Annotated in this window: 28 protein-coding genes and 1 riboswitch; of the genes, 25 read left to right on the top strand and 3 right to left on the bottom strand. The window is 38.1% G+C overall.

The window, feature by feature from the left end:
• Positions 1–191: 191 nt before the first annotated feature.
• Positions 192–398 carry an MBL fold metallo-hydrolase gene (locus ABC346_RS05310; RefSeq protein ID WP_413236514.1) on the bottom strand — a complete coding sequence of 69 codons (207 nt, stop codon included), beginning with the start codon at positions 396–398 and terminating at the stop codon, positions 192–194.
• Positions 399–675: 277 nt separating this feature from the next.
• Entirely contained in the window at positions 676–1,125 is a 450-nt protein-coding gene (locus ABC346_RS05315; protein WP_413233859.1) for an Lrp/AsnC family transcriptional regulator, read from the bottom strand.
• 262 nt (positions 1,126–1,387) lie between these two features.
• On the opposite strand from ABC346_RS05315, the gene ABC346_RS05320 reads away from it, so the two are divergent.
• The 8 genes from ABC346_RS05320 (at position 1,388) to ABC346_RS05355 (ending at position 8,446) form a co-directional block, all read left to right on the top strand.
• A complete protein-coding gene (locus ABC346_RS05320; protein WP_413233860.1) occupies positions 1,388–2,368 on the top strand; it encodes a tripartite tricarboxylate transporter substrate binding protein in 981 nt (326 codons plus the stop codon).
• Between the two features lie 14 nt (positions 2,369–2,382).
• A complete protein-coding gene (locus ABC346_RS05325; protein WP_413233861.1) occupies positions 2,383–2,859 on the top strand; it encodes a tripartite tricarboxylate transporter TctB family protein in 477 nt (158 codons plus the stop codon).
• 16 nt (positions 2,860–2,875) lie between these two features.
• A complete protein-coding gene (locus ABC346_RS05330; protein ID WP_413233862.1) occupies positions 2,876–4,366 on the top strand; it encodes a tripartite tricarboxylate transporter permease in 1,491 nt (496 codons plus the stop codon).
• Between the two features lie 218 nt (positions 4,367–4,584).
• The gene (locus tag ABC346_RS05335) at positions 4,585–6,198 is read left to right on the top strand and encodes a gamma-glutamyltransferase family protein (RefSeq protein ID WP_413233863.1); all 1,614 of its coding nucleotides are present in this window, start codon (positions 4,585–4,587) and stop codon (positions 6,196–6,198) included.
• Positions 6,199–6,232: 34 nt separating this feature from the next.
• Positions 6,233–6,814: a chromate transporter gene (locus ABC346_RS05340; protein ID WP_413233864.1), complete on the top strand. Its 582-nt coding sequence runs from the start codon at positions 6,233–6,235 to the stop codon at positions 6,812–6,814.
• Positions 6,814–7,341 carry a chromate transporter gene (locus tag ABC346_RS05345; protein WP_413233865.1) on the top strand — a complete coding sequence of 176 codons (528 nt, stop codon included), beginning with the start codon at positions 6,814–6,816 and terminating at the stop codon, positions 7,339–7,341. The genes ABC346_RS05340 and ABC346_RS05345 overlap by 1 nt, the downstream gene beginning before the upstream one ends.
• Positions 7,342–7,582: 241 nt before the next feature.
• Positions 7,583–7,679, top strand: a riboswitch (guanidine-I (ykkC/yxkD leader).
• Positions 7,680–7,790: 111 nt separating this feature from the next.
• On the top strand, positions 7,791–8,132 hold the full coding sequence (locus ABC346_RS05350) for a DMT family transporter (protein WP_379606465.1): 342 nt from the start codon (positions 7,791–7,793) through the stop codon (positions 8,130–8,132).
• Positions 8,129–8,446, top strand: a complete 318-nt coding sequence (locus ABC346_RS05355; protein WP_413233866.1) for a DMT family transporter — start codon at positions 8,129–8,131, stop codon at positions 8,444–8,446. The genes ABC346_RS05350 and ABC346_RS05355 overlap by 4 nt, the downstream gene beginning before the upstream one ends.
• Before the next feature lie 128 nt (positions 8,447–8,574).
• Here ABC346_RS05355 and ABC346_RS05360 read toward each other — a convergent pair whose 3' ends face one another.
• Complete coding sequence (locus ABC346_RS05360; RefSeq protein ID WP_413233867.1) at positions 8,575–10,596, bottom strand: catalase; 2,022 nt, start codon at positions 10,594–10,596, stop codon at positions 8,575–8,577.
• Positions 10,597–10,807: 211 nt separating this feature from the next.
• Here ABC346_RS05360 and ABC346_RS05365 point away from each other — a divergent pair, with 211 nt between their 5' ends.
• The 17 genes from ABC346_RS05365 to ABC346_RS05445 all read left to right on the top strand — a co-directional run bounded on the left by ABC346_RS05365 (position 10,808) and on the right by ABC346_RS05445 (position 26,239).
• On the top strand, positions 10,808–11,782 hold the full coding sequence (locus ABC346_RS05365; RefSeq protein ID WP_413233868.1) for a Gfo/Idh/MocA family protein: 975 nt from the start codon (positions 10,808–10,810) through the stop codon (positions 11,780–11,782).
• A gap of 300 nt (positions 11,783–12,082) precedes the next feature.
• Positions 12,083–13,432: a four-carbon acid sugar kinase family protein gene (locus ABC346_RS05370; protein ID WP_413233869.1), complete on the top strand. Its 1,350-nt coding sequence runs from the start codon at positions 12,083–12,085 to the stop codon at positions 13,430–13,432.
• 23 nt (positions 13,433–13,455) lie between these two features.
• A complete protein-coding gene (locus tag ABC346_RS05375; RefSeq protein WP_413233870.1) occupies positions 13,456–14,076 on the top strand; it encodes a GntR family transcriptional regulator in 621 nt (206 codons plus the stop codon).
• A 29-nt stretch (positions 14,077–14,105) separates the two neighbouring features.
• The gene (locus tag ABC346_RS05380) at positions 14,106–15,134 is read left to right on the top strand and encodes a zinc-dependent alcohol dehydrogenase (protein ID WP_413233871.1); all 1,029 of its coding nucleotides are present in this window, start codon (positions 14,106–14,108) and stop codon (positions 15,132–15,134) included.
• A gap of 10 nt (positions 15,135–15,144) precedes the next feature.
• Positions 15,145–16,134: a TRAP transporter substrate-binding protein gene (locus tag ABC346_RS05385; protein ID WP_413233872.1), complete on the top strand. Its 990-nt coding sequence runs from the start codon at positions 15,145–15,147 to the stop codon at positions 16,132–16,134.
• Positions 16,135–16,139: 5 nt separating this feature from the next.
• On the top strand, positions 16,140–16,640 hold the full coding sequence (locus ABC346_RS05390) for a TRAP transporter small permease (RefSeq protein ID WP_413233873.1): 501 nt from the start codon (positions 16,140–16,142) through the stop codon (positions 16,638–16,640).
• The gene (locus ABC346_RS05395; protein ID WP_413233874.1) at positions 16,637–17,911 is read left to right on the top strand and encodes a TRAP transporter large permease; all 1,275 of its coding nucleotides are present in this window, start codon (positions 16,637–16,639) and stop codon (positions 17,909–17,911) included. Before ABC346_RS05390 ends, ABC346_RS05395 begins: the two co-directional genes overlap by 4 nt.
• Before the next feature lie 20 nt (positions 17,912–17,931).
• Positions 17,932–18,576, top strand: coding sequence for a class II aldolase/adducin family protein (locus tag ABC346_RS05400; protein ID WP_413233875.1), 645 nt, complete (start codon positions 17,932–17,934; stop codon positions 18,574–18,576).
• Between the two features lie 72 nt (positions 18,577–18,648).
• Positions 18,649–18,924, top strand: coding sequence for an acylphosphatase (locus ABC346_RS05405; protein WP_413233876.1), 276 nt, complete (start codon positions 18,649–18,651; stop codon positions 18,922–18,924).
• 98 nt (positions 18,925–19,022) lie between these two features.
• On the top strand, positions 19,023–19,289 hold the full coding sequence (locus ABC346_RS05410) for a hypothetical protein (RefSeq protein ID WP_413236583.1): 267 nt from the start codon (positions 19,023–19,025) through the stop codon (positions 19,287–19,289).
• Positions 19,241–19,369, top strand: coding sequence for a PH domain-containing protein (locus tag ABC346_RS05415; protein ID WP_413233877.1), 129 nt, complete (start codon positions 19,241–19,243; stop codon positions 19,367–19,369). The genes ABC346_RS05410 and ABC346_RS05415 overlap by 49 nt, the downstream gene beginning before the upstream one ends.
• 92 nt (positions 19,370–19,461) lie before the next feature.
• The gene (locus ABC346_RS05420) at positions 19,462–21,048 is read left to right on the top strand and encodes an ATP-binding protein (RefSeq protein ID WP_413233878.1); all 1,587 of its coding nucleotides are present in this window, start codon (positions 19,462–19,464) and stop codon (positions 21,046–21,048) included.
• Positions 21,045–21,716, top strand: a complete 672-nt coding sequence (locus tag ABC346_RS05425) for a response regulator (protein ID WP_413233879.1) — start codon at positions 21,045–21,047, stop codon at positions 21,714–21,716. Before ABC346_RS05420 ends, ABC346_RS05425 begins: the two co-directional genes overlap by 4 nt.
• A gap of 230 nt (positions 21,717–21,946) precedes the next feature.
• Positions 21,947–22,954, top strand: a complete 1,008-nt coding sequence (locus ABC346_RS05430; protein ID WP_413233880.1) for a tripartite tricarboxylate transporter substrate binding protein — start codon at positions 21,947–21,949, stop codon at positions 22,952–22,954.
• A gap of 12 nt (positions 22,955–22,966) precedes the next feature.
• Positions 22,967–23,425, top strand: a complete 459-nt coding sequence (locus ABC346_RS05435; RefSeq protein WP_413233881.1) for a tripartite tricarboxylate transporter TctB family protein — start codon at positions 22,967–22,969, stop codon at positions 23,423–23,425.
• 28 nt (positions 23,426–23,453) lie between these two features.
• Positions 23,454–24,962 carry a tripartite tricarboxylate transporter permease gene (locus tag ABC346_RS05440; protein ID WP_413233882.1) on the top strand — a complete coding sequence of 503 codons (1,509 nt, stop codon included), beginning with the start codon at positions 23,454–23,456 and terminating at the stop codon, positions 24,960–24,962.
• 356 nt (positions 24,963–25,318) lie between these two features.
• A complete protein-coding gene (locus ABC346_RS05445) occupies positions 25,319–26,239 on the top strand; it encodes an ArsR/SmtB family transcription factor (protein ID WP_413233883.1) in 921 nt (306 codons plus the stop codon).
• Positions 26,240–26,404 lie beyond the last annotated feature (165 nt).

Raw genomic sequence — 26,404 nt, forward strand, 5'->3', positions numbered from 1 at the left:
ATTGTTTTATAATAAGGTCAGAAAGTATAAATATTCGGACCTTATATTTTCGTAGACAGAAATAGCCACGTCCAGCTCCAGCGCCCAGAAACTAGGCGACTTCACGAAATCGCCCTACGATAAGTCATCATCGGTTCGTCGCCTCACCGTGATTCCTTTATCTCAGTTAATTCGCTCCACTCGCTACCTTTCTAAACGGGTGCTTGCGCTTTTGTTCTTTCGTTTGTTTTACGATTAACAATAACAGCTGCATCAAATTCATTCATTCCGAGGAAATGATCCCAATGTGCATGGGTAATAACAACATATTTCACTGGTGGAACGTTTAGCGTCTCGATTTCTGTTAAAAAGTCCTGAGCATGCTGAGGAGAATTACCAGAATCTATGATTAAACTAATTTTTCACCACATACCAGTCCCAATGTTGGTCGTTCTTTATCTTCTTGATTCGATAAATAATAAATCGTATCACTTAATCTATTTAACATGTTATTTTTCCTCTTTTCTAATATATTCATTCTAAGAGAGAAAATCTACATGTTTATTCTCAATTCATGAAATAGATTTCCTCTTACTATTTTTTTACCATTGGACTAGTCCCCCTTATGATTTCCAATTAGTCAAAGCTGGTTGAGCAACTCGTTTAAATGAGCCCATCAGCCTATATCCAAACCCTCTACAACTTAAACCCGGTCCGACTTTTAAAACGCTTTAATATAATCGAACTCTCGACACGCGTAATTCCTTCAACAGAATACAATTCTTCATTAATAAACACTTCTAATTTCTGAAAATCCTCTACTAGTACATGTGTATGTAACGTACTTGGTCCCGTCATTTGATAGATGCTAGCTACTTTCGGATGATTGGCTAAATTCTGCGCAACCTCTTGCAATTGCATTGGTTCAACATCGATATCAAAAAATGCGGATACTTGTTTTCCGTATTTCTCTGAGTTGATTACCACCGTAAATTTTTCAATAACACCTTTTTCTTTTAAGTTTTTAATGCGATCTTTTACAGCAACACGAGACAAGCCAACCTTTTCTGCTAGCTCTACATACGATAAGCGGCCATCTTCTGAAAGTTCTTCCAATAGCTTTTTATCAATGTTATCAAGTTTCATAGTTTTCGGCTCCTATAATTATATTTCACGCTAAATTTAGTTTACCAGAATATTACAAGAAGAAAAACAACATGTTGCCAATATTATAACTAACAACATAAAGTAAGTAAAATTTACTAAATTCATTATATTAGTAAGTAAAATTTTATCAAAACTTTACAATTGTGCAAAAAATATATTGACAGCCATATAGTTGTTTATTATTATATTAACTAATTTACAAAAAGTATGAAATTACTGACAAATAAAAGGAGGAAATGTCATGGAACGTCGTTTATGGTGTGTTTTAGTTCTATTTTGTCTATTTTTATTAGCAGCGTGTAGTCCACCAAGTACGAGTAGTGGGGAACAGGCGGAGAATTATCCTTCCAAAGATATTCAGTTAATCGTGCCGTGGGATGCTGGTGGAGACACCGATGCGATTAATCGAATTGTTGCCGAGGAGTTGGAAAAAGAATTAGATACTACGGTCGTCGTGAAGAATGTTGCTGGCGGAAGTGGAGTAGTAGGGGCACAACAAGCGCTTCAAGCAAATAATGATGGGTATACGCTGCTTGCTGTCCATGACTCCGTAGCGATGTCCCAACTAACTGGACAAGCAGACTTTGGCTACTTTGATTTTGAACCAGTATCTTTAATGACTTCTACATATCAACTTATAGCAACAAGTCCTCAGAACCCGTGGGATTTGATGGAAGATGTGGTAGCTGATGCACAAGAAAATCCCGGAGGAATAACGTATGGCGCATCGATTGGATCTACATCCCAATTAGAACCTGCTTTAATCCAAACCGCGTCAGATATCGAATTTAATATCGTTGGTTATGACGGGACGGCGAACAGAATGAAAGCAGTTGTGGCAAATGACGTACAACTAGGAAGTGTGTCCATCGCTGCAGGTAAGGATTATATGGAAGATGACCGCATGAAATTATTAGGTTATACAGGGGAAGAGAGGCATCCCGACTTACCAGATGTACCGACATTACAAGAACAAGGAATCGATGTTGTTAATGCAGCAAACCGTGGAATCGTTGTTCCAAAAGACACACCGGAAGAAATTGTCTCTAAACTAAATGAAGCATTAGAGAATGTGGCTAATAGCGATTCATTTAAAGAAAGAATAGATGCAATTGGAACAGATGTGAACTTTAAAGGAACAGAAGAATACGTTGAATTCCTGCAAAACAATGAAAAAGAAATGGAAGAATCACTAGAAAAAAGTGGCTTACTAGATAAGTAGGAGGTTTGTAGGCATTGACCAGTGCAAAACGTGATCTATTAAATGCAATTCTCTTGTTAGCATTCAGTGGGTTAGCTTATATCGGTTCAACCCAAATACCGATTCAAGGATTCGGAAAAACAGAAGCCAATTTCTTTCCAAATATAATTATTGCAATATTAGTGTTTTTAAGTGTTTGTTTGCTTGCACAAAGTATATATCGTTTCACGAAAGAACCGAGAGCGGAAAAAATAACGATACGTAACGCCATCCGTCACAATAAAAAGGTCATCATTACGTTTGGTTTGTTCGCAGTATACGTGTTTATCCTGCCATGGGCTGGGTATTTTATTGCTTCGATCCTATTTTTAATTAGCTTATATACGGTCTTAACACCCAATAAAAATAAAATCGTGTTTGTTATTTTATTCATGATTGGATTAGTTTTCATATTGTATGTTGTATTTCGACAGGTACTATCCGTATTTCTACCTCCTGGCATACTCTTTTAAAAGGAGAATCATCTAAATGGAATCAATTTTATTAAGTTTTGAAGCGATTTTAAATGTACAAACCATCCTTATCTTACTTACGGGAGTAGTTGCAGGTATCATTATAGGAAGTATCCCCGGCTTCACGATTACTATGGGAGTAGCTTTAACGTTGCCATTTAGTTTTGGGATGGAACCTATCAATGGAATTGCCCTGATGATGGGTGTTCAAGTTGGTGGTAGTTCAGGAGGCTTAATCACGGCTTGTTTATTAGGAATTCCAGGGACACCTTCTGCGATGGCGACTACATTTGATGGTTACCCTATGGCAAAAAATGGTCAACCGGGAAAGGCTTTAGCGATTGGGTTATGGTCTTCCTTTGTTGGTACGATTATTTCCGGTATTATTTTAATTTTCACTGCCCCGATTTTAGCTGAATGGGCGCTAGCGTTTGGACCGTGGGAGATGTTTGCTCTTATGCTATTTGGGATTAGTGCCATTGCTAGTCTCAGTGAAGGTTCGTTATTAAAAGGTTTAATCGCTGGTAGTTTAGGTTTGATGTTTTCGATGGTAGGATCCGATCCGCTTACTGCTGTGTCGCGGTTTACTTTCGGATTCACCGAGCTGATGGCTGGATTTAACTTTCTCCCTGTTCTAATTGGGATATTTGCTTTTTCTCAATTAATGGATGATATTCGTAAACCACCGGGCCAATTATCACTCGACAGCAGCGCTTCGGTTTCTTACCCGATACTGAAGACAATTCGAGACTTATGGAAGTCTAAGGTGAATGTAATTCGATCGAGCCTAGTCGGTACATTGGTCGGTATCTTACCAGCAGCGGGTGGCAGTATTGCGAATATCTTAAGCTATGATGTGGCGAAAAAGTTTTCCAAGAAATCTCAAGAATTTGGAAAAGGCAGTCAGGATGGATTAATTGCCGCAGAATCAGCCAATAATTCATCCATTGGCGGTTCACTTGTTCCGATGCTTTCTTTCGGGATTCCAGGTGATGCCGTTACGGCGATGATGCTTGGAGCATTATTAATTCACGGCATCCAGCCAGGACCATTATTAATGCAAAACCAGCCTGTACTCGTGAATGGTATATTTATTTCATTATTCATCGCGGCCATTTTAATGCTGATTGTCCAAAGCTTTGGTATCAAAGTATTTATGAAGATTAATCAAATCCCGCATCATGTCTTAGTTCCTATCGTTCTATTACTATGCGTACTAGGAAGTTTTGCCGTAAATAATCGAATCTTTGATGTGTGGGTACTACTGATCTTCGGGCTAATTGGATTTTGGATGAAGGCGAATAAGTTCCCATTAGCACCATTTATTTTAGGGATTATTTTAGGGCCAATGATTGAAGAAAACTTACGCCAGGCCGTTTCGGTGAGTTCTGACCTGTCTATGTTTTTCACACGTCCGATTTCAGCAGGCTTAATTGTCCTATCTATCTTATCGATGGGTTATGGAATCTATAGTAATATGAAGATGAAAAAGAAAGTGGAAGAATAATAGAAGAAGTTGTTCAAAAAGTCCGGTGAAAATGACACATAGCAGGGGTGACCTTCTGCTAATACCGCCTACGTCCTGTGGGCAAAGCAGAAATCACCACATCCTGTGGAAGCTTGTTGGCTCAGCTTTTAGTTCCGTTCCGGATTAAAGCAACGCCACCTCGAACTTCTCGGTCCTTTCCATCCTCTTTTTTGAACACCACTAGAAAGGAAGATTTGATGAATTTTTTTCATACAGAAACGTATCCTTATGCGAACCCGAGGCATGCAACCTATGCAAAAAATGGGATGGTGGCAACATCGCAGCCACTCGCATCAGAAGCAGGACTGTCGATTTTAAAACAAGGTGGTAATGCCATTGATGCTGCTATTGCTACAGCGGCATGCCTCACGGTCGTTGAGCCAACCTCGAATGGGATCGGCGGTGACGCTTTTGCATTAGTATGGACAAAAGGAAAACTGCATGGACTAAATGCCAGTGGCCGTTCACCTCAATCGATTTCTATTGAAAAGGTAAAAGAAACAGGAAATGAACAAATTCCTAAGTATGGATGGATTCCAGTTACGGTACCTGGAGTACCGAGCGCTTGGGCAGAACTATCAAAAAGGTTTGGTAAGCTTTCGTTACAAGAAGTATTACAACCGGCGATTGACTATGCACGAGACGGGTATCCTTTGTCACCAACGTTAAGTAAGTTTTGGAAAAAGGCGTATACCGTCTTTAAAAAGGAATTATCCGATGATATGTTTCACGAATGGTTTGAGACCTTTGCTCCTAACGGTCGTGCTCCAGAAACAGGAGAGATATGGAGTTCGCCTAACCATGCCAAAACATTACAAGAAATTGCGGATACAGACGGAGAATCCTTTTACCGTGGAGAATTGGCGGCGAAAATTGGTGCATTCTCTGAAGCGAATGACGGATTTTTATCAGCGGAGGACTTAGCAGCCCATCAACCAGAGTGGGTCGATCCGATAAAAGTAAATTATCGTGGCTATGACGTGTGGGAAATACCGCCAAACGGGCAAGGAATCATCGCATTACAGGCATTAAATATTTTAAAAGGATATGCATTTGAAACAAAAGAGGCAACCGATACATACCATAAGCAAATTGAAGCGATTAAGCTCGCTTTCGCGGATGGACAAGAACATGTGACAGAAGAAAGTCATATGAAACATTCGGTAGAGGATTTATTAAGCGACTCCTATGGAGACTATCGAAGAGGGCTAATTGGCGATGAAGCAATTCAGCCGGAAGCAGGCGAACCAGCGCTAAGCGGTACCGTATATCTGGCAACGGCAGACAATGAGGGAAATATGGTTTCCTTTATTCAAAGTAATTATATGGGATTTGGTTCTGGGCTTGTCGTTCCTGGTACGGGAATTGCCTTGCAAAATCGCGGGCATAATTTTTCGATGGAGCCGAATCATGTGAATGCATTAGCTGGAAATAAGCGAACCTATCACACGATTATTCCGGGATTTTTAACAAAAAATGCTGAGCCGATCGGTCCTTTTGGTGTGATGGGAGGATTTATGCAACCTCAAGGTCACGTACAAGTAATCATGAATACTGTTGATTTTCAGTTGAATCCGCAAGCAGCCTTAGATGCACCGAGATGGCAATGGATGAAAGACAAACAAGTAGAAGTGGAAAACACCTTCCCGCACCACATCGCAATGGATTTAGCGAACAAAGGTCATAACATACGTATCCAATTAGAACCAAACAGTTTTGGCCGAGGACAGATCATTTGGAGAAATCCCGAAACAGGAGTACTAGTTGGCGGAACGGAATCCCGTACGGATGGTACGGTTGCCGCTTGGTAAGTAACAACAACAGCTTAGTAAAGGAATTTGCTATATGAGAACACATTGGAATATCTTTATTGCTTTTTTTCGAGTCGGTATGTTGGGGTTTGGTGGAGGACCAAGTTCCATACCGCTCATTTATAAAGAAGTTGTGGAAAAATATAAATGGATGAACGAGGAGGATTTTGGAGATGTATTAGCACTTGCGAATACACTGCCAGGGCCAATCGCAACCAAGCTTGCAGGGTATATCGGTTATCAAGTTACAGGTTTTTGGGGAATGCTGAATGCAGTACTAGCCGGAATTGTACCAACGATTTTTCTAATGATAGGTTTGTTAGTATCGCTGTCATCTTTTAAGGATTATGACTGGGTGCAAGGAATGACGGCAGCAGTGATCCCTGTAGTTGCCGTGATGCTCGCGACTCTGACGTGGCAGTTTATTGAAAAAGCAGGAAGTGGAATGGGCTGGCTGCAAACAGGTGTTATGGTAATCATTGTTTTCGTTCTGCTCGAAATGCTACACATCCATCCAGGAATTCTTATCGCAACATTACTTGCCGTAGCACTATTGAAAAAGGATAAGATCCCTGAACAAGAAGAAGAGAGAACAGCAAGGGAAGGTGGTTCATAATGGTTTTTTGGGAACTATTTATCGCCTTTTTTATACCAGGTATACTCGGTTATGGAGGAGGTCCAGCTTCAATTCCATTAGTCGAAAACGAAGTGGTTAGTCGATTCGGCTGGATGACTGTTCAAGAATTCAGTGAAGTGCTTGCGCTTGCGAATTCCTTACCAGGGCCAATTGCTACGAAGATGGCTGGCTATATTGGTTATGATGTTGCAGGTGTTTTGGGTGCTTCGGTGTCTGTATTTGCAACAGTTGCACCATCGTTAGTATTAATTCTTGCACTATTAGGCATACTTTATCGGTATAAAAATTCCCCGAAAGTAAAGAGAATGACGTTATACATAAGACCGGTAATTGGAATCCTACTTGGGGTAATGGCATGGAATTTCTTTAGCGAATCTTATATTGGTATTGGATTTTGGCAAACCGCCATTCTAGCAGTCGCTAGTTATTTTCTTATGGAGCGTATGAAAGTACATCCTGCATTTGTAATTGCAGGTGCATTAATCTATGGAGGGTTTTTGTTATAATGAAGCAGTCAGCTTTGCGTTACAAAATGGTTCAGGCAAAAACGATTTTAGGATTTAGTTACTAAAATAAGCTCGCCGGATGATCCCCCGGAATTTTTCAAAAAACCGGGGCCATCTTGGCGTTAAAACCGCACTACTTGCCATCGTAGTTTCGTGACATCTACGCAATAATTCCGCCATTAGCGCTTGTTTTTTTTCGGATTTTGTACTATGATTTAGTTAGAATTGAATATAATCATTCGTAAATACTTTCTAGGGTTCCGCCTTTTTGGGTCTGGTCCGAGAGAAAGTGCAAAGAATTTTTTCTTTGTCCACGGAGGGATAAAAGCCCGGGAGATATCACTAAGTATAGTGGTATGTCCCGGGTTTTTTGGTTTCTTATAAAGAAGGGTTGTTGTTTACAATCTTGGTGATAATAATCCTAAATCATTAAAAGGAGAGATTTAATCATGTGGTGGTTTCTTGTTGTAATTGCTGCGATTTTTGAAGTAGGTTGGGCATCTGGATTGAAGTATGCTAACGATGGTTTAACTTGGACACTCACTATTATAGCAATCATAGTAAGCTTTGGAACATTGATTGTTTCATCTACTCGACTGCCAACTGCTACCGTTTATGCTGTCTTTGTAGGGTTGGGTACTTTAGGGACAGTAACTGTTGATATTATCTTTTTCGGCGCTGCAGTTAACGTAGGTGTTATTTTATTTGTTGTATTACTATTAGTCGGAGTATTAGGGTTAAAATCCGTTACAGGTAAAAAAAAGCAACAGAAAGAGGTTGGTAAAGCATGAATTGGATCATCCTGATTCTTGCAGGTCTATCCGAAGTAGTAGGTGTTAACGGAATTCAGAAAGTATCTGCAGGGAAAAAGAAATCTGGATTTGCTTTTTTGATTATTGGATTTGCTGTTAGCTTATCCTTATTATCCATTGCAATGTCTACTATTCCATTAGGTGTTGCTTATGCAGTATGGACGGGTATGGGAACAGTTGGAAGTGTAGTGATTGGAATGATTTTTTATAATGATTCAGCAGATCGCAAACGTATATTCTTCTTAAGTTTAATAGTTGTTGCAGTAATAGGATTACGAATCGTTTCAAATTAACGGTTGCATAGGAAAAATACGCTCATACAAGGGATATCTATACCCTTTTGGGTTTGTAAATTTTATAGTGAACAATAAAGAGGCTGAGACAATTGCGCGAATTCTTTTGTCCCAGCCGCTCCTATTATTTATTTCCCGTCACGATTCCAGAATCTCGCTTCGGCAACTGCTTCTACAAATTGACTCGCATTATTGGTAACTACACCTTTTTCATCTGTTAGTCCTAAATCATGAAGCACAGAAGCGCCATCTTGAATCGCACCAATTGGTTTATAGTGCATGTAAGCTTCTTTCACGAAGTTAGGAGCTTCCTTTGTGAATAGGGGTTTAGTCCCTTCTTTACTAGCGATTAGTATAGAATCAAAGAGTACAGAATCTGCCGTCTTAAAGGTATGGTGTACCGGAATTTTATTCCCTTCTTTACTTGAAATAGATCCTTGATGATCACTAATGATCTCTGGATTAATATTTGCTTCATTTAACGCTTTTATATGAGAGAATAATTCTTCATCGAATCCATCAGCGACAATAATGCCCACTTTACGTGTGTCCGCTTTTTTCTTCGTGTTAGCTTGGCTTAAGGCTGGAGACGATTTCGTATATTCGATTTCTTTTTTCTTTGGTATCGCTAAGCCTAAGTTCTCCGCAATTCCTGTAACAAGGTCATGGCTAACGTTGGAGAACATATCGAGAACTTGTTCGCGAATCGCTACTTCCTGACATTTTCCAAGTTCAAAGCTAAACGCATCAATGATATGGTGTTTCTCTACATCGCTCATACTATTCCAGAATAATGCTGCTTGTGTGAAGTGGTCTTCAAAACTAATACTGCGAGCTCGTACTTTCTTTCCTTCCACCTTCTCTTGATAGTGTTTATATCCGCCTTCTTCTTCACTTACAGGTGTCGGTGTATTATCTGCCAAGGAGTTTTTATGGTAGCTTACTTGTCCAGAATTAATCGTTTGTCTTCCGTGGCCATCACGTTGATTATTATGGAATGGGCAGACAGGTCGGTTAATTGGGATTTCATGAAAGTTAGGTCCACCTAAACGAATGAGTTGCGTATCTGTATAAGAAAATAGACGTGCTTGTAACAACGGATCATTCGTAAAATCTATTCCTGGTACGACATGACCTGGATGAAATGCAACTTGTTCGGTTTCCGCAAAGTAATTATCTACATTTTGGTTCAATGTCATTTTACCAACAATTTTCACAGGTACATCTTCTTCTGGCCATATCTTGGTTGGGTCTAGAACATCAAAATCAAAGTTAAATTCATCTTCTTCTTTTATAATTTGCAATCCTAACTCGTACTCAGGATATTGACCATTTTCAATCGCATCATAAAGGTCACGACGTTGAAAATCAGGGTCGTTACCGTTTAATTTTAATGCTTCATCCCAAATAACGGAATGAACGCCTAGGACAGGTTTCCAGTGGAATTTAACAAAGAAAGCTTGTCCTTCTTCATTAACAAATCGGAATGTGTGCACGCCAAAACCTTCCATCATTCGAAAGCTTCGTGGGATTGCCCGGTCGGACAGATGCCACATAATCATATGTGCAGTTTCTTGGTTATTAGCAACAAAATCCCAAAATGTATCATGAGCAGATTGTGCTTGTGGTATTTCATTATGTGGTTCAGGCTTTACCGCGTGAATTAAGTCGGGAAATTTGATGCCGTCTTGTATAAAGAAGACCGGAATGTTATTTCCAACTAAGTCATAGTTTCCTTCTTCTGTGTAAAATTTTGTTGCAAATCCTCTGACGTCACGTGCCATATCACCTGATCCTCGTGAACCAGCTACCGTCGAAAACCGAACGAAGACAGGTGTCTTCTTTCCTGCTTCACTAAGGAAATTTGCTTTTGTGTATGGGGCAAGCGATTCATAAGTTTCAAATTCCCCGTGGGCAGCAAAACCTCTTGCATGGACGACACGTTCCGGAATACGTTCATGGTCAAAGTGGGTGATTTTCTCTCGCAGATGAAAATCTTCTAGTAATGTAGGTCCGCGATCACCTGCTTTAAGTGAAAACTCATCTTCATTCATTTTTAATCCTTGATTTGTTGTTAGTGCTTTTCCTTTATCGTCCACTCGGAACTTATCTAGTTGTTGATTCTTTTTATTTTGCTCTTGATTACTCATCATTAGTTCCTCCTTTAAATAGTAAGAAGTGTTAATTTTTTCATTCCCTTTAAAAACAAGATTAAACAAATAAAAATAGAAAAGTCATCATATTAGGACATTATACCTAGTGATTTTATAAGGTAGTAAATTTCATATCGAAATTAGAAATTTAGTGGTACACTACAATCAATAAATTGAAAATTCATTTAAAAATGAAGGGAGAAATCCAATGAAATTTGAGAAGGTACGTTGGGGGATTATTGGATGTGGGGATGTAACTGAAGTGAAAAGTGGACCGGCTTTTCAAAAAGTGAGCGATTCAGAACTGGTTGCGGTTATGCGAAGAACCGGGGAGTTAGCGAAAGACTATGCAGAACGTCATGGTGTGCCAAAATGGTATGATGATGCGGATACTTTAATCAATGATCCAGAAGTGGACGCGGTATACATTGCAACTCCGCCAGGTTCCCACAAAGAATATACATTAAAGGTAGCTCAAGCAGGAAAACCGGTGTATGTAGAAAAACCAATGGCATTAAACAGTGATGAGTGCGATGTGATGATCCAAGCGTGTAAAGATGCTGGCGTTCCTTTATACGTTGCCTATTATCGAAGAGCACAATCTAGATTTAAAAAGGTGAAGGAATTACTGAACGCAGGTGCCATCGGTGACGTACGTTTTGTGTCTACGACGCAATATCAAAAGGTTGCAGAAGATATAAAGACATCATCTCTTCCATGGAGGTTGCAACCAGAAATATCAGGTGGTGGACTGTTTTTTGATCTTGCTAGCCATACATTAGATATTCTTGATTTTTTACTCGGACCTATCGAGGAAATACATGGAATAAAGTCCAATCAAGCGGGACATTACGAATCAGAAGATATCGTAACTGGTACGTATCGATTTCAATCTGGCGTACATGGAGTAGGGAATTGGTGTTTTACAGCTTTTGAGAATGTAGATAAAAATGAAATTGTCGGGAGCAGGGGGAAAATATCTTTTTCCACCTATGGGGATGATCCAGTTGTTTTGACAACTGTTGATGGGCAAGAGCAATGGTCTTTTGAGCGTCCGAAACATGTCCATCAACCACTGATTGAAACAATCATAAGAGATTTAACCACAGAATCTAAACAAAGTCCTAGCACTGGTGAAAGTGGCGCTAGAGCAAATTGGGTAATGGATGAGTTAACGAAGTAAATAGAACATGCAAAAACAAGGAATCTATTCAAGAAGAATGGTTCCTTGTTTTTTTGTGAAGATTACTTATATTTTTTGAGGGTCATTACAGTATAGAGGAAATTCAATATTAATATTTTGATTAAACAGAGGCTAGGAAGGGTTTCGTAAAAAATTTGATTAACTCGTTGAGTGCTGTTATGACGTTTTTAGGTTGCTAAAAAAAATGTTGAAAACAATTTTCACATTATTGACAGTTTTTTATTAACCTGCTAATATCTTTTTTAGATACAACATAGATCTAAGTTAGATATTTTGGTGGTGATAGTTTTGAAAAGGCTTTTATTAGGGTTTTATGGTGATGATTTCACCGGATCAACGGATGCAATGGAAGCGTTGGATCAATATGGTTTGAAAACGATACTTTTTCTCAAGATTCCTGATCAGGAAATGATTGATCGTTTTCAACATGTAGATTGTGTTGGAGTTGCAGGAACTGCTCGAGCAAAAGGTATCGAAGGTATGGAGGAAGAATTGTCTCCAGTTTATGATTTCTTGCGTCAACTAAATCCGACGTTTGTTCATTATAAGGTTTGTTCTACATTCGACTCTTCCCCAGAGGTTGGAAGCATCGGTTTTGCTATTGATTTAGCGAGAAAATACTTTGAAGAAGGAAGTTATCCGCTTCTTGTAGCAGCCCCGAATTTGGGAAGGTATACCGTCTTTGGTGAACATTTTGCAAGATTCAAAGAAGAAATATATCGATTGGATAAACATCCAGTTATGTCCAAACATCCAGTTACTCCGATGGATGAAGCAGATTTAGCAAAACATTTGCAAGCGCAGACAAAACAAGAAATTACAAAAGTAAATGTATTAGACTTGGAAGCTAAGACTGCTCAACAACTGATAGATCAAGAAAATAAAGATGCTGATATTATACTGTATGATGCATCGAATGCTTCTCATATGACTAAAGTTTCAGAAGTTTTGTGGGAGAAGCGAAGCGAAAAGCCTCAGTTTATAGTTGGATCATCTGGTGTAGAATATGCAATTGGTGATGCAATAGAACGGGAAGGCGTAATAGTTAAAGAAAATAAGACCACTAGTCCCAGTAATGTTAATCAACTATTCGTAGTTTCTGGTAGTGTCTCTGATGTAACAAAGCAACAGTTAGAGAATGCAGAAAAAGCTGGGTTTGAATTAGTTCAAATACCGTTTGAAATGTACACCGATTCTTCTATCGTTGGAGATTTCTTAGATAACATCATTCAGCAATTAAAAGAAAAGAAAAAAGTAATAATGTATACGGCAAAAGGAACCGATGACCCAATTATTGCTCGTACAAAAGAGCATTTATTAAATAACGGTGTAAAGAAACAAAATATAGGCATTTACATTGGTGAGAAATTAGGCGAGTGGACAAAGTCAGTTATTGATCAAACGGATTTGCGAAGGGTAATCATATCTGGTGGTGATACTTCTGGGTTTGTTACTTCGAATCTTGATATTTATGGGCTAGAAGTGCTCGATTCTATTGCGCCAGGGGCACCTTTATGTATAGCATATTCAGAGAGAGCAAAATATGATGGACTAGAAATTGCATTAAAGAGCGGTCAACTTGGTGGACCAGCGTTTTTTGAGAAAGTCTATCAGTCAGGCTCTAAATAATTTGTTAAAGGATGTATTTGAATATGTTATTAAAAGATGTTGCTTATCAGGAAATTAAAGCCAAAATTTTAGAAGAGCACTATGAAGCGGGACAATTTTTATCAGAGCGTACATTAATAGATGAATTAGGAATGAGCAAAACACCAATAAAAAATGCGCTCGTAAGATTAGAGTCTGAAGGGTTTGTTACCGTTTCTTCAAAGCAAGGAATCATTGTCAATGATATCTCTATTGAACGAATTAACGATATTTATAATTTGCGAATAGCATTAGAAACGTTTAATTGCCAAGAACTGTATCATCGCATTACAGAGGAGCAATTAAAGGAACTTGAAGATAACGTACAGGTAACAAAAGAAGCTGCTGAAAATAAAGATGTGAAATTATTCGCTACATTAGATCACGAGTTTCACTTAGCCATAAGTGAGTTTGTAGGAAATAAAGAGATTACTAGAGTTTTATTAAACTACCAAGATCACTTACGAAGAATTACGCTTCGTCATCTAAAGAAAGATCCTGGTAGAGTAGAGAAGTTTTATTCCGAACATGTAGAAGTTTTAGATGCTTTAAAAACAGGTGATATAAAGTGCGTAGAGTTAATGAAAAAGCATCTATTGGAATCCAAGATGATGTACTTTCAATAACTCCTGCTGATATAAAGGAGAGATAGTTTATGAAAGCGGTATTTGTAGAAGATGCTGAAAAAATTAGTGTGAAAGATATAGAGGTCCCAGAATTAAAACCGAATGAGGTTCAAATCAAAGTAAAGGTAGCTGGTATTTGCGGTTCTGATATTCATACCTACAAAGGCTTACATCCATTTCGTAAACCACCGGTTGTTATTGGACATGAAGTAGCTGGAGAAGTAGTAGAAGTTGGAGCATCTGTTACAAAGTTCAAGATTGGTGACCGAGTTACAGTGGAGCCGCAAATTGGTACAGGTGAGAGTGAGGGAGTAATGACGGGGAATGTCAATTACTCTGATACACGACTAGCTCCAGGAATGGGTGACTGGTTAGGAACGATGGCGGAATATTTCGCATCACCTGAAGAACAAGTAATTAAATTGCCTGATTCCGTTAGTTATGATCAAGGTGTATTAGTCGAACCTCTTGCTGTTGGTGTACATGCAGCATTTAAAGCAGACGTTCAACCAACCGATCGGGTAGCAATTTTGGGAGCTGGACCAATTGGTCTTCTTACACTTATCGCTGTAAAAGCTAAAGGGGTAAAAGATATTGTTGTTACGGATGTACTCGACTATTCTTTACAAGTGGCAAAAGAAATGGGCGCTTCAGAAGTAATTAACATTAAGGATAATACAAATTGGATTCATGATGCGAAGCAGAGCCTAGATAAGGGTTCTTTTGATAAAGTATTTATCACTGCGGGTGTTCCAGGTATTGTAAATGACTCTCTTAATCTACTAAGAAAAGGTGGACGAGTTGTTACCGTAGCCATGTTCCATGGACAACAGTCTGTAGATATTGAGCAGTTACAGCAAAATGAAAAAGAAATTATTGGGTGCATGACATATAACCGTCCTGATACAGAAGAAGCTCTAGAAATAATCGCAAGTGGGAAACTTGATGTAGAGAAGGTTATTTCCCATAAATTGCATTATGAAGAAGCAGGAAGAGGTTTTACAATAGTAGATAAAAAGAAGGATAAATCCGTCAAAGTACTTGTTTCATTTGAATAGGGGGATAAAAATGAAAACAAAAATAATAGTATTGCTTTTATCGGCTGTAGCATTAATATTAGCTGCGTGTAGTCAAGGAACATCAAGTGCTGAGGAACCAAAAGTGTTGAGGTTAGGACATATTCAAAGTGAGTCCAATGCCTGGCATAAGGGATCTGTCAGATTTGCAGAACTAGTGTCTGAAAAAACAAATGGTACCGTCAAAGTAGAGGTTTATCCAAGCTCTACTTTGGGATCGGACCGTGATTTAGTAGAGGGCATGCAGATAGGGTCAGTAGATTTTGCATTAGTTGCCGGTGTGATGTCTAACTTTTATGAGCCGTACTCCATCTTAGAACTTCCTTATTTATTTGAAGATTTGGAACACTTAGAGGAGTTTGTTTACGGTGAAAACGGTAAGCGATTGCAGGAAGAAATGTTGGAAGAAACAGGTGTGCGAGGATTGGAGTTCTGGCTTAGAGGTCCGAGGGAATTAACAACAAATAAATTAGTTGAATCGCCTTCTGATTTAAGAGGTGTAAAAATTAGAGTACCAAATATCGAAGCATCTGTAGAAGGATGGACGGCAATGGGGGCTAGTCCAACTCCAATGAACTTTGGAGAAGTTTATTCCTCATTACAAACAGGTGTTATTGATGCACAAGAAAACCCAATTGCTTTTACAGCAAGCGCACGTATCCATGAAGTGCAAGATTATCTCGTGAAAACCGACCACGTATTTGGGTACGTGCAACTATTAATGAGTGATAAAGCTTTTGAAGAGCTAACAGAAGAAGAAAAAGAGGCCGTTTTAGAGGCTGCTGAAGAAGCTCGTAATTACCAAAATGAAATCGTTTTCCAAGAAGAGGAAGAAGCACTTCAAGATATGCTTGACCAAGGTGTAGAAGTAATAGAAGTAGATCAAGAACCGTTTAGAGAAGCCGTTCAACAAGTTAATGAAGAATTAGCTGATAAATATGGTAGAGAACTATACGATACAATACAGGAAATGAGGGAGTAGAGCCAATGAAAACGTATATTAATATCATGGATAGCATTAATAATTGGGTGAAGTATTTGGTATCTTTCTTCCTTGTTGCACTTGCTGTTTTAGTCGTCCTGCAAGTAACAACTCGTTTTGTTATTAACGTACCATTAAGTTGGACAGAAGAGCTAGCGAAATACCTGATGATTTATATTGTGTTTTTAGGATCAGGTTTAGCGATGAGACATAATCAACATATAGCGATTGACTTTCTATTAGAAATTATAAAAGCTGAGAACAAAGCCCGTTTACAAAAGGTTGTATTATGTATTTGTGGAGTTTTTAGTCTAATGTTAGTAATTTTTGGAACACAGTTAACCTATATTGTAATTGGTCAATCGACGCCAACACTACAGTATTCTATGGCGTGGGCATATGCAGCAATACCACTTGGTTCGCTTCTTATGTTGTGTAATGTTATCGCATTATTCATGAGTCCACCTGAAGATGATGCGAAGGAAACGGTAGGTGACATTCTATGATTCTTGTATTAGTTCTATCGTTAATTGTTCTATTTATAATAGGTGTACCAGTGGCAATTTCATTAGGGTTATCTTCTAGTCTAGCTATTTTAGTTGCTGGAGACATACCGTTGTTAACATTGGCACAACGTGCATTTGTTTCATTAGATTCTTTCCCTCTACTAGCTATTCCGTTATTTATACTTGCGGGGGCTCTAATGGAATACGGTGGGATATCGCAACGATTAATAAATTTGGCTAATGCGATTACTGGTCATGTGCCAGGAGGATTAGCGATTGTAACTGTAGTTACCACTATGTTTTTTGCAGCTATATCCGGTTCAAGTGTAGCGGCAACTGCAGCACTTGGGGCAATTTTGATTCCGGCTATGATTAATCGAGGTTATGATAAAGAATTTGCAGGTGGAGTACAAGCTGTTTCTGGAACGTTAGGAATTATAATACCACCAAGTATACCATTGATATTGTATGGTACCGCTGTTGGGGCTTCTATTGGCGACTTATTTATCGCTGGAATGGTACCAGGAATCATCATTGGTATTGGACTAGTTATAACTGTGTATATCTTGGCCAAAAAGCGTAACTATTTAAAAGAACCAAAGAAATCCGGCAAAGAGATTTGGAAAGCATTTTTAGAAGCAATTCCAGCATTAATTATGCCAATTATCATACTAGGTGGAATTTATAGTGGGATATTTACTGCTACCGAAGCTGCTGGTGTAGCGGTTGCTTATGCATTTGTCGTAAGTGTCTTCGTTTACAAAGCGATCAATAGACAGAATATAAAAGAAATATTAACGCAAGCATCCTTAACGACATCTACCATTATGTTTATTCTTGCTACAGCGGGATTATTTAGCTGGATACTAACTATTGAAAATATACCACAACAAGTTGCGAGTCTTATAACATCTATTTCAGATAGTCCGATGGTGTTTTTAACTATAGTTGTTCTGCTTCTTTTACTTGTAGGTATGTTTATGGAAACCAATGCTTCTATTATCATTTTGGCTCCTATCCTTGTACCGGTTGCTGTAGAACTCGGACTAGACCCAGTTCATTTTGGAATTGTTATGATCGTTACATTAGCAATTGGTATGGTGACTCCACCATTAGGGTTGAATCTATTTGTTGTATCCAAAATAGGAAAAGTACGTATTGATCACCTAACAAAAGGGCTAATCCCTTTCTATATTGCTGTTCTTATTAGTTTAATTGTCATAACATATATTCCTTCCATAACAATGAGCTTAGTGGAATGGATGAAATAAATAGAAAAGGAAGTGAATAAATGGATAATCAACTATTAAATCAATTGAGTTTAACTGGAAAATTTATGATGGATAAAGACCTTGCCTGGGGCACTGCGGGGAATATAAGTGTAAGGTCTGGCGACGGATATATTATTTCTGCCACAGGTACTTATTTAGGAGGACTTGAGGTAGAAGACTTCTCTTTCTGTAAAGATGGAGAGCATGTAGTGGGTAAAAAACCATCGAAAGAATTTTTAATGCATGAATGGATTTATGAAGAACGGCCAGAAATCAATGCTGTGTTACATGCATCTCCTTTCTACAGTACGTTAATCGCTAATTCCGATATTGAACTTCCGTCAAATTATTTCGTAGAATCCATGTATTATTTGGAACGAATATCGAGGGTTCCTTTTTATCACCCAGGAAGTAAAGAATTGGCACAAGCTGTAAAGGAAAGAGCGAGAGATGCAAATGTCTTTTTATTAGAAAATCACGGAATCATTGTCTGTGATGTCAATTTAAAAGAGGCTCGTACAGCCCTACAAACATTAGAATATACAGCTCGTATGCATATTACTGCCTTAGAAAAGAATATTCATATAAATAGTTTAAATGATGAAACGGTCCATGATTTTCTTCACCATTCTGGATATAAACCTCTTCGCGACTGGAATAAATAAAATAGTAGAGTCACACTTTTTATAGTGTGGCTCTATATATTTTTGGGTATGTTACATACTAGAGGTGATAAGATGAGACACGTAAAAGTAAATGTAAAAGGACAAGTGCAAGGCGTGGGGTTTCGTTATTTTACCCAAAGCTTAGCCAATGAAAATGCTATCGTCGGATGGGTGAGAAATGAAGATGATGGTAGTGTTCTTATCGAAGCTCAAGGCGAGCAAGAAAACATGAAGAATTTCTTGGCTGAAGTAGAGAATGGTCCTACTAAATTTTCCAGGGTTCAAGATATGGATGTGTCGGAATTAGAAGAAGATTCCAGGCTTACAAAGTTTGAAGTGAAGTATTAAAATAGAGAGAGATTAACTAGCTAATTTAGTTTTCTAAGTTAGCTTTTTTCTTGAGTTATTTGAAATAAGAGGCTAGCTGTGGGAAGGAGATATTATACGTGGTATTTGTATCAAGAAAAGATAAATGGATGAGTATTATGATCTGGGGTTTCGTTTTATTATTTACATGGAATTTATATCAATCTATCTATGTTGAACTTGATATAATAGCTATTATCGTCATGGTTATCTTGATCTTATTGCTAGGGTCAATCTGGTTCAACACGCGATACAAATTCGATAGCGATACACTCCGAATATTTTACGGTCCGATGAAATGGTCACCATTCATCGACTTGAGATTACTTACAGTAACTATAAAGTAATTCAAATTTCTCCAAAGAATATGCAGCGGTTTATAAAGGAATTACAAAAAATAAACCGTGAAATAAAGGTAATTACATAGGCTTTGGAAGAAATGCTCTCCTCTAATTCAATCCAGCCCCTTACCTTTTTAAGTTATAGTCGCTATACTGTTTGTATGGGAGGACAGGTCCGATGAAATGGTCGTTAGAGAGAAAGTTTCTTGTTCTTGGTTGTATTCTTGTAACCGTAATCATGTTGTTGGTGATGGTTCTATACATTTCCTATGAACGAGATCAGACAAGACAACTGATTGGTCAGCAGGCGTTGACTACCTCTATAGCAGTATCGGAGATTCCTGAAGTACAACATGTCATCGATCAAGAACTGGATGCAGAAGTGCTCCAACCCTTTATTGAGCGAATACGTGAACAATCTGGTGCGGAATTTATTGTAATAGGTGATCATAATTCAGTTCGATATACCCATCCTGATCCCGATAAAGTGGGTATGAATATGGTGGGGGGAGATAACGAACAAGCCTTGGTGGACGGAGAAAACTATGTATCTATTGCGAATGGAAGTTTAGGTGCATCTGTACGCGGAAAGTCACCTATTTTTAATAGTGATGGGGATATTATTGGGCTCGTATCAGTAGGTTATATGATTTCCTATGTAGATTCTTTATTTCAGCAAGGTCTTATCGGATTTTTAATTTGGTTATCGTTAATATTTATTATTGGGGTGGCAGGAAGCTTTTTATTAGCAAAAAGTATTCGTAAAGATACGTTTGGTTTAGAGCCTTATCAAATCGCTCGTATATATAAAGAACGTGGAGCAATCTTGGAATCCATAAAAGAAGGCTTAATTGCCACTGATCAACGTGGGCATATAACGTTGGTCAATTATTCTGCGAAAGAAATGTTACATATACACCATGATGTCATTGGTAAACCAATACAAGAGGTACTACCTAATACAGAGCTAGCGTACGTCTTAACTGAAGAACATCGAGAGGGTTCTTTTGAGACAGCGATTAACCAAACTGTACTATTAGTACGCTATAAACTTATAGATGATGACGGAAAATACGGCGGTAAGGTTGCTAGTTTTCAAGTAAGGTCGGATTTGCAAGAACTTATTCATACTTTATCTGAAGTCCAGCAGTATTCTCAAGATTTACGAGCCCAGACACATGAATATACCAATAAACTCTATGCGATTTCTGGGTGGTTACAGCTGGGACATACGGATAAAGCGAAGCAATTTATCCATGAAGAGATAGGAAAACAGCAGAGTCATGAAAAGGTACTATTTGAACAAATAATGGATTCTACCATCCAAGCAATATTAATCGGCAAGTTATCCAAAGCTTCGGAGAAAAAGATAGAATTCACTATTAATGAAGATAGTTATATAAACTATCAATGGCCAGAACAGATGACAGCGCAGCTGGTGACAATTATTGGAAATATTATAGATAATGCTTTTGATGCCGTTGTAAATACAGTAAATCCAGAGATAGATATTTTTCTTACGGATATGGGCAATGACTTAGTTATTGAAGTTGCAGATAATGGGACCGGAATTGAACCGGATGCTTACGATAAAATTATGAAACAAGGTTATTCCACAAAAGATGGGCAGAATCGTGGGTTTGGGTTATCCCTTGTACAAGCAGCTTTAAAAGAATTACAAGGCTTCTTGGAAATTACAGAGAACGAACCAAAGGGAACCGTCTTTATCGTGTATATTCCGAAAAAAGGGGGAGCGGAATCATGAATGTACTTGTGGCAGAAGATGATTACCGGGTTGCAGATATCCATTGTCAGTATTTAGAGAGGTTCCAAGGGATCCATTATATTGACAGAGCTGCAACTGCTTATGAAACATTATCTAAGTTGAAAGAACACAGCTTTGATTTATTGTTATTGGATGTGTATTTGCCTGATGAACTCGGTATTAATATGATTGAATCATACAAAAAAGAAAATGTATCGCTACAAATTATATTGATTACAGCAGCAACGGATATGAAAATGTTGAAGCAAGCTTACTTTACTGGTGTCATCGATTATTTAATAAAACCTATTGCGCTAGATCGGCTAGCAGATGCAATAAAAAAAGCGATGAACAATGATAAAATTATCCATACAGATGGTCAGGTTAATCAGCAGCTTGCGGATCAACTATTTCGAGGAAAGCAACTGTATGGAGAGAAGCAACATCTTTATCCAAAAGGAATTGACAAACTAACCTTAAGGAAGATAAAAGAAGTTCTCAACAATCAATCGGAAGGAATGACAGCAGATTCTGTTGGGAAAAATATTGGAGTATCTCGTACAACTGCACGAAGATATTTGGAATATTTAATATCTGTAGAACAAGCGAAGGCGGAACTCGAATATGGAATTGTAGGGCGACCAGAACGTAAATATGTACTGGTATAAAACGTATAAAGCAGGTGAAATTATTCTCTTAAGATGATTTCATCTGTTTTTTTCGTGTATTTGCCATACAAAGAGGCGGAGAGTGAGATCTCTATCAAATTATCTTTTTCTATGAACAAAATGAACAAAAAGAATAAAAGGTTTTTAAAGAACATTATTTTGAAAACGGTTACAAAGTTAAAAGTTGTAAGTAAAATGAGAAAATAACAAAAAATAAGGAGGCGCTTACATTGTTAAGAAGGTCAGTGGCATTTTTTATTTTACCTCTTATCTTACTTGTTGGGTGCTCGTTACCTGTACAAAGTGGATCTGTAAACGACCAGGGAGAGTGGGTGCCTGATCGTTCAATTGAAATAATTGCTCCAGCAGCTGCTGGTGGAGGATGGGATACAACTGCGCGAATGTTAGCGCGAACGGTTGAAGAAGAAGGTATTGTCGATCAAAATTTTGGTGTTGTAAATAAACCGGGTGGTGGTGGAGCTGTAGCTTGGTCGTACATACATAAGCGGAATGACCCACATAATATCTTTGTCAGTTCCCCGCCATTACATTTTGTTTACCTAAATGGTCAATCTCCCTTTGGTTACGAGGATTTTACACCTATCGCAAACTTAATTGCAGACTACGGAGCATTTGCAGTCCGTGAAGACGCGAAGTGGGATACATTGGATGAATTGTTTGCAGATATGAAAGAAGATCCAGAAAGTGTAACCGTCGTTGGTGTATCTTCACCAGGGAGTATGGATCATATCCAATTTATGATGTTCGCGGATAAGGCAGGAGTAGATATTACGAAAATCCGTTATATATCCGACCAAGATGGTGGAGGGATGACTTCTGTTCTAAATGGTAGTGTGGATGTGATTTCGACCGGTGTGATGGATGCTGTAGACCAAGCCCGTGCCGGGAAAATGAAGATTTTAGGTATTACAGCACCAGAAAGAATTGAAGGAGATGAATTCTTGGAAACGCTACCAACGGCAAAAGAACAAGGAATTGATGCAGAATTTATCGTTTGGAGAGGAATGTTTGGTCCACCAGATATGACAGAAGAGCAACTTGCTTATTATGAACAAGCATTTCGAGAAGTATCTGAATCGGATGCATTTGCAGAGGTTCGAGAAATGTATGGATGGGATGAGCAATTTATGGACAGTGAAGAATTCCAAGTCTTTTTAGATGAACAATACGTGGAATTAGAGAAGATATTAAAAGATCTTGGTTTTATCGATGAATAGAGGAGGATGAAAATGAAGTTATCGATAAATAGAGGATTGTCTCTGGTGTTAATGATTATTGCTGTTGGTTATTTGATTATGGCTTATCAGCTGCCAGCATATATTTTTGTACCTGTGGATGCGGATTTAGTACCGAAGTTATTAGGATTTGCGTTATTAATCCTATCCGTTTTCTTTTTCTTTAGTAAAGATACAGATACCGAAGAGCAAAAAAAGATGCGCGTGATACCGAAAAAGGAAGTTCTCATGCTCCTTGGAGTACTCGCAATGATTCTTCTTTATATTACAGTGTTAGAAGTGTTTGGATTTGTAATCATGACATTTTTATTTATTGTAGCGAGTTCACGATTTTTAGGATATAAAAATTGGACGGTATTGATTCTAACAGGTTTATTATTTTCAGTTGGAGCTTATAGCTTGTTTAACTATGGATTAGCAATTCGTTTGCCAGCTGGATTTCTTCCATTTTAGAACTTGATTATGAAGGGAGTGAAAAGGTATGTTTGATGGTATTTTACAAGGTTTTCAAGTAGCTTTCAGTTTAGAAGCAATTCTATTTGTATTTCTTGGTGTCTTAATCGGAACAATTATTGGGATGATACCGGGACTAGGACCGATTAGTGCAATTGCAATCATGATACCAGTTACATATGGAATGGATGCGACAGTCGCATTAGTTATGATGGCTGGTGTGTATTACGGTTCGATGTATGGCGGATCAACTTCTTCTATATTATTAAATGCTCCAGGAGTTGCTGGTACTGTGGCCGCATCCTTTGATGGATATCCAATGGCGCAGCAGGGGAAAGCAGGAAAAGCATTAGCGATTTCTGCAATTGCATCGTTTGTCGGTGGAACAGTGAGTGTAATCTTACTCATGCTTTTTGCGCCAATGCTTGCAAGCGTAGCAATTATATTTGGACCACCGGAATACTTTGCACTAATGTTACTCGGGTTAACTGCAATTGCCAGTTTATCGGATGGTTCAACGATGAAAGCATTAATATCAGCCGTATTAGGCTTTATGGTCGTGACGATTGGAATCGATTCACAGACAGGCACAAGTCGGTTTACATTTGGTAGCGTTAATCTATTAGATGGAATTGATTTTCTTATTATTGCATTAGGGGTATTTGCCCTTGCAGAGGTGTGTTTCTTAATTTTAAATCGTAAGAAAAAAATGAACGGATTAGCTAATATCGGGAGTTTAAAACTTTCTAAAAAAGATGTAAAAGAAATGAAAGGACCCTTAACACGACAATCATTTTTAGGCTTTTTACTTGGAGTATTACCAGGAGCAGGGGCGACAATATCATCTTTTGTTGCATACATAAGTGAAAAGAAGATAGCGAAGAATCCCAAAGAGTTTGGAAAAGGCTCGGTCAAAGGGCTCACAGCTCCAGAAACGGCAAATAATGCTGCAACGAGTGGTGCGTTTGTGCCACTATTAAGTTTAGGTATACCGGGTTCAGGAACGACGGCAGTCATGTTGGGTGCATTCCTTGTATTAGGTGTTCAGCCTGGTCCTTTGTTAATGACCGAAAACCCTACTATCTTCTGGGGTGTCATAGCTAGTATGTACATTGGGAACATCTTTTTATTGGTATTGAATCTTCCATTGATCCCATATTTCGTGAAAATCTTAAAAGTACCAAGGCCTCTACTAATCTCATTGGTTATTGTTTCCAGTTTAATAGGGGTGTATGCAGTAAGCTTTAGCACCTTTGATTTATACTTACTCGTCTTATTTGGAATCTTAGGTTATTTTATGCGAATCTTTGCGTTTCCTGCAGCGCCATTTATTCTAGCATTTATACTTGGTGGGATGATGGAACAAGCCTTACGTCAATCCCTTACAATTTCAGGTGGGTCATGGAGTATATTTTATACAAGTCCACTTGCGATGTCTTTATTTGTCATTATGATTCTTGCTTTAGTCGTACCAGCATGGCGTGATCGTAGAAAACGTAAGAAGCAAGAAGAGGAACAAATGGAAAATATAATTTAGGCGGCACAACCTTATTTATTCATTGTGCCATTGAGCAAGGAATTCTTATGGTCAAGAATTGCCTTTTGAAAAAGTATATTTACTAGATTATCAAAAATCATGGGGATAGTTTAAGAAATAAGGGAGTAGAGACTACATGCCTCTACTCCTTTTAATGATGATCTGGCCTAATTCTTCATTCTTTTTAGCTGTTTAAGCTTAAAATATAGTATAAGGAATTTTATAAACTTAATAATCTCAAAGGTGTTTCACTTAAATAGTCATTCAATTATTCTAATTATTATAGTATGATTATAAGAAATAAATAAAAAATCTGTATTATTACAATAATTATGTATTTAGAAGGGGGATTTGTATTGTTAGAACTTTCAATAAAAGAACCAGAAACATTAAAGAGAGTCGCACATGCGTTAGGATCTGACGTGCGCTTGCAAATAATAAAGTTATTAAATGAAGGGAATATGAATATTCACCAAATGGCAGACACATTAGGGATACCGGTATTTACGACTGCTTCACATGTGAAAGTGTTGGAAGAAGCCTCACTTATACATACTGAATTACGTCCTGCGACAAGAGGAGCAATGAAAGTCTGTTCCAGAAATTTTGATGATATTCATATTGAACTTAATAAAAGGGATTACACATCACAACAGAAAAATTATACGTTAGAAATGCCGATTGGACAGTATACGGATTTTGAGGTAGCGCCAACTTGTGGAATGGTTAGTGATGAGAGATTCCTTATACCTGAAGATGAGCCAGTTCATTTTTATAGTCCGGAGCGTTCAAAGGCGCAATTAATTTGGACGAGAAAAGGTTATTTTGAGTATAAGTTTCCAATCGTTATACCTCGTGATGCGGAGATAACAAGTGTAAAGCTATCTATGGAAATTTGTTCAGAAGCACCAAACCATGATCATAATTGGCCCTCAGATATAACAATTTGGATGAATGATGTTGATATCGGGACATGGACGAGTCCGGGTGATTATGGTGATCGACCAGGTAAACTAAATCCTACCTTTTGGACCGAAACAACAAGTACACAATATGGGAGCTTAAAAACTTGGAAAGTTACTAACGAAGCGACGTTTATCGATGATGTTCGCTTGTCGGGTTGTACGATAGATCAGCTAGATATCGCTAACCAAAGCTACATCACCATTAAAGTTGGTATTAAAGAAGGGGCACTTCATAAAGGTGGTATTAACTTATTTGGAAAAGGCTTTGGAGATTATGATCAAGATATAAATTTATCAATAGATTTTGTATGATTTTCGAGATTCATTCATAGGAATGGATCTTTTTTTCTGTAGCAAATTATAAAATTTTTGTGCTGTGTATACCTAAATAAATGAAAGATTAGGTTGCAAATCAACCAAAATGTTTATTGACTTTTCAGAAATGCAAGCGTATTATTTTATTTAATATACAGGAAA

Origin of the sequence: Oceanobacillus phoenicis (assembly GCF_047238145.1) — a bacterium.
Classification (GTDB): Bacteria; Bacillota; Bacilli; order Bacillales; family Amphibacillaceae; genus Oceanobacillus.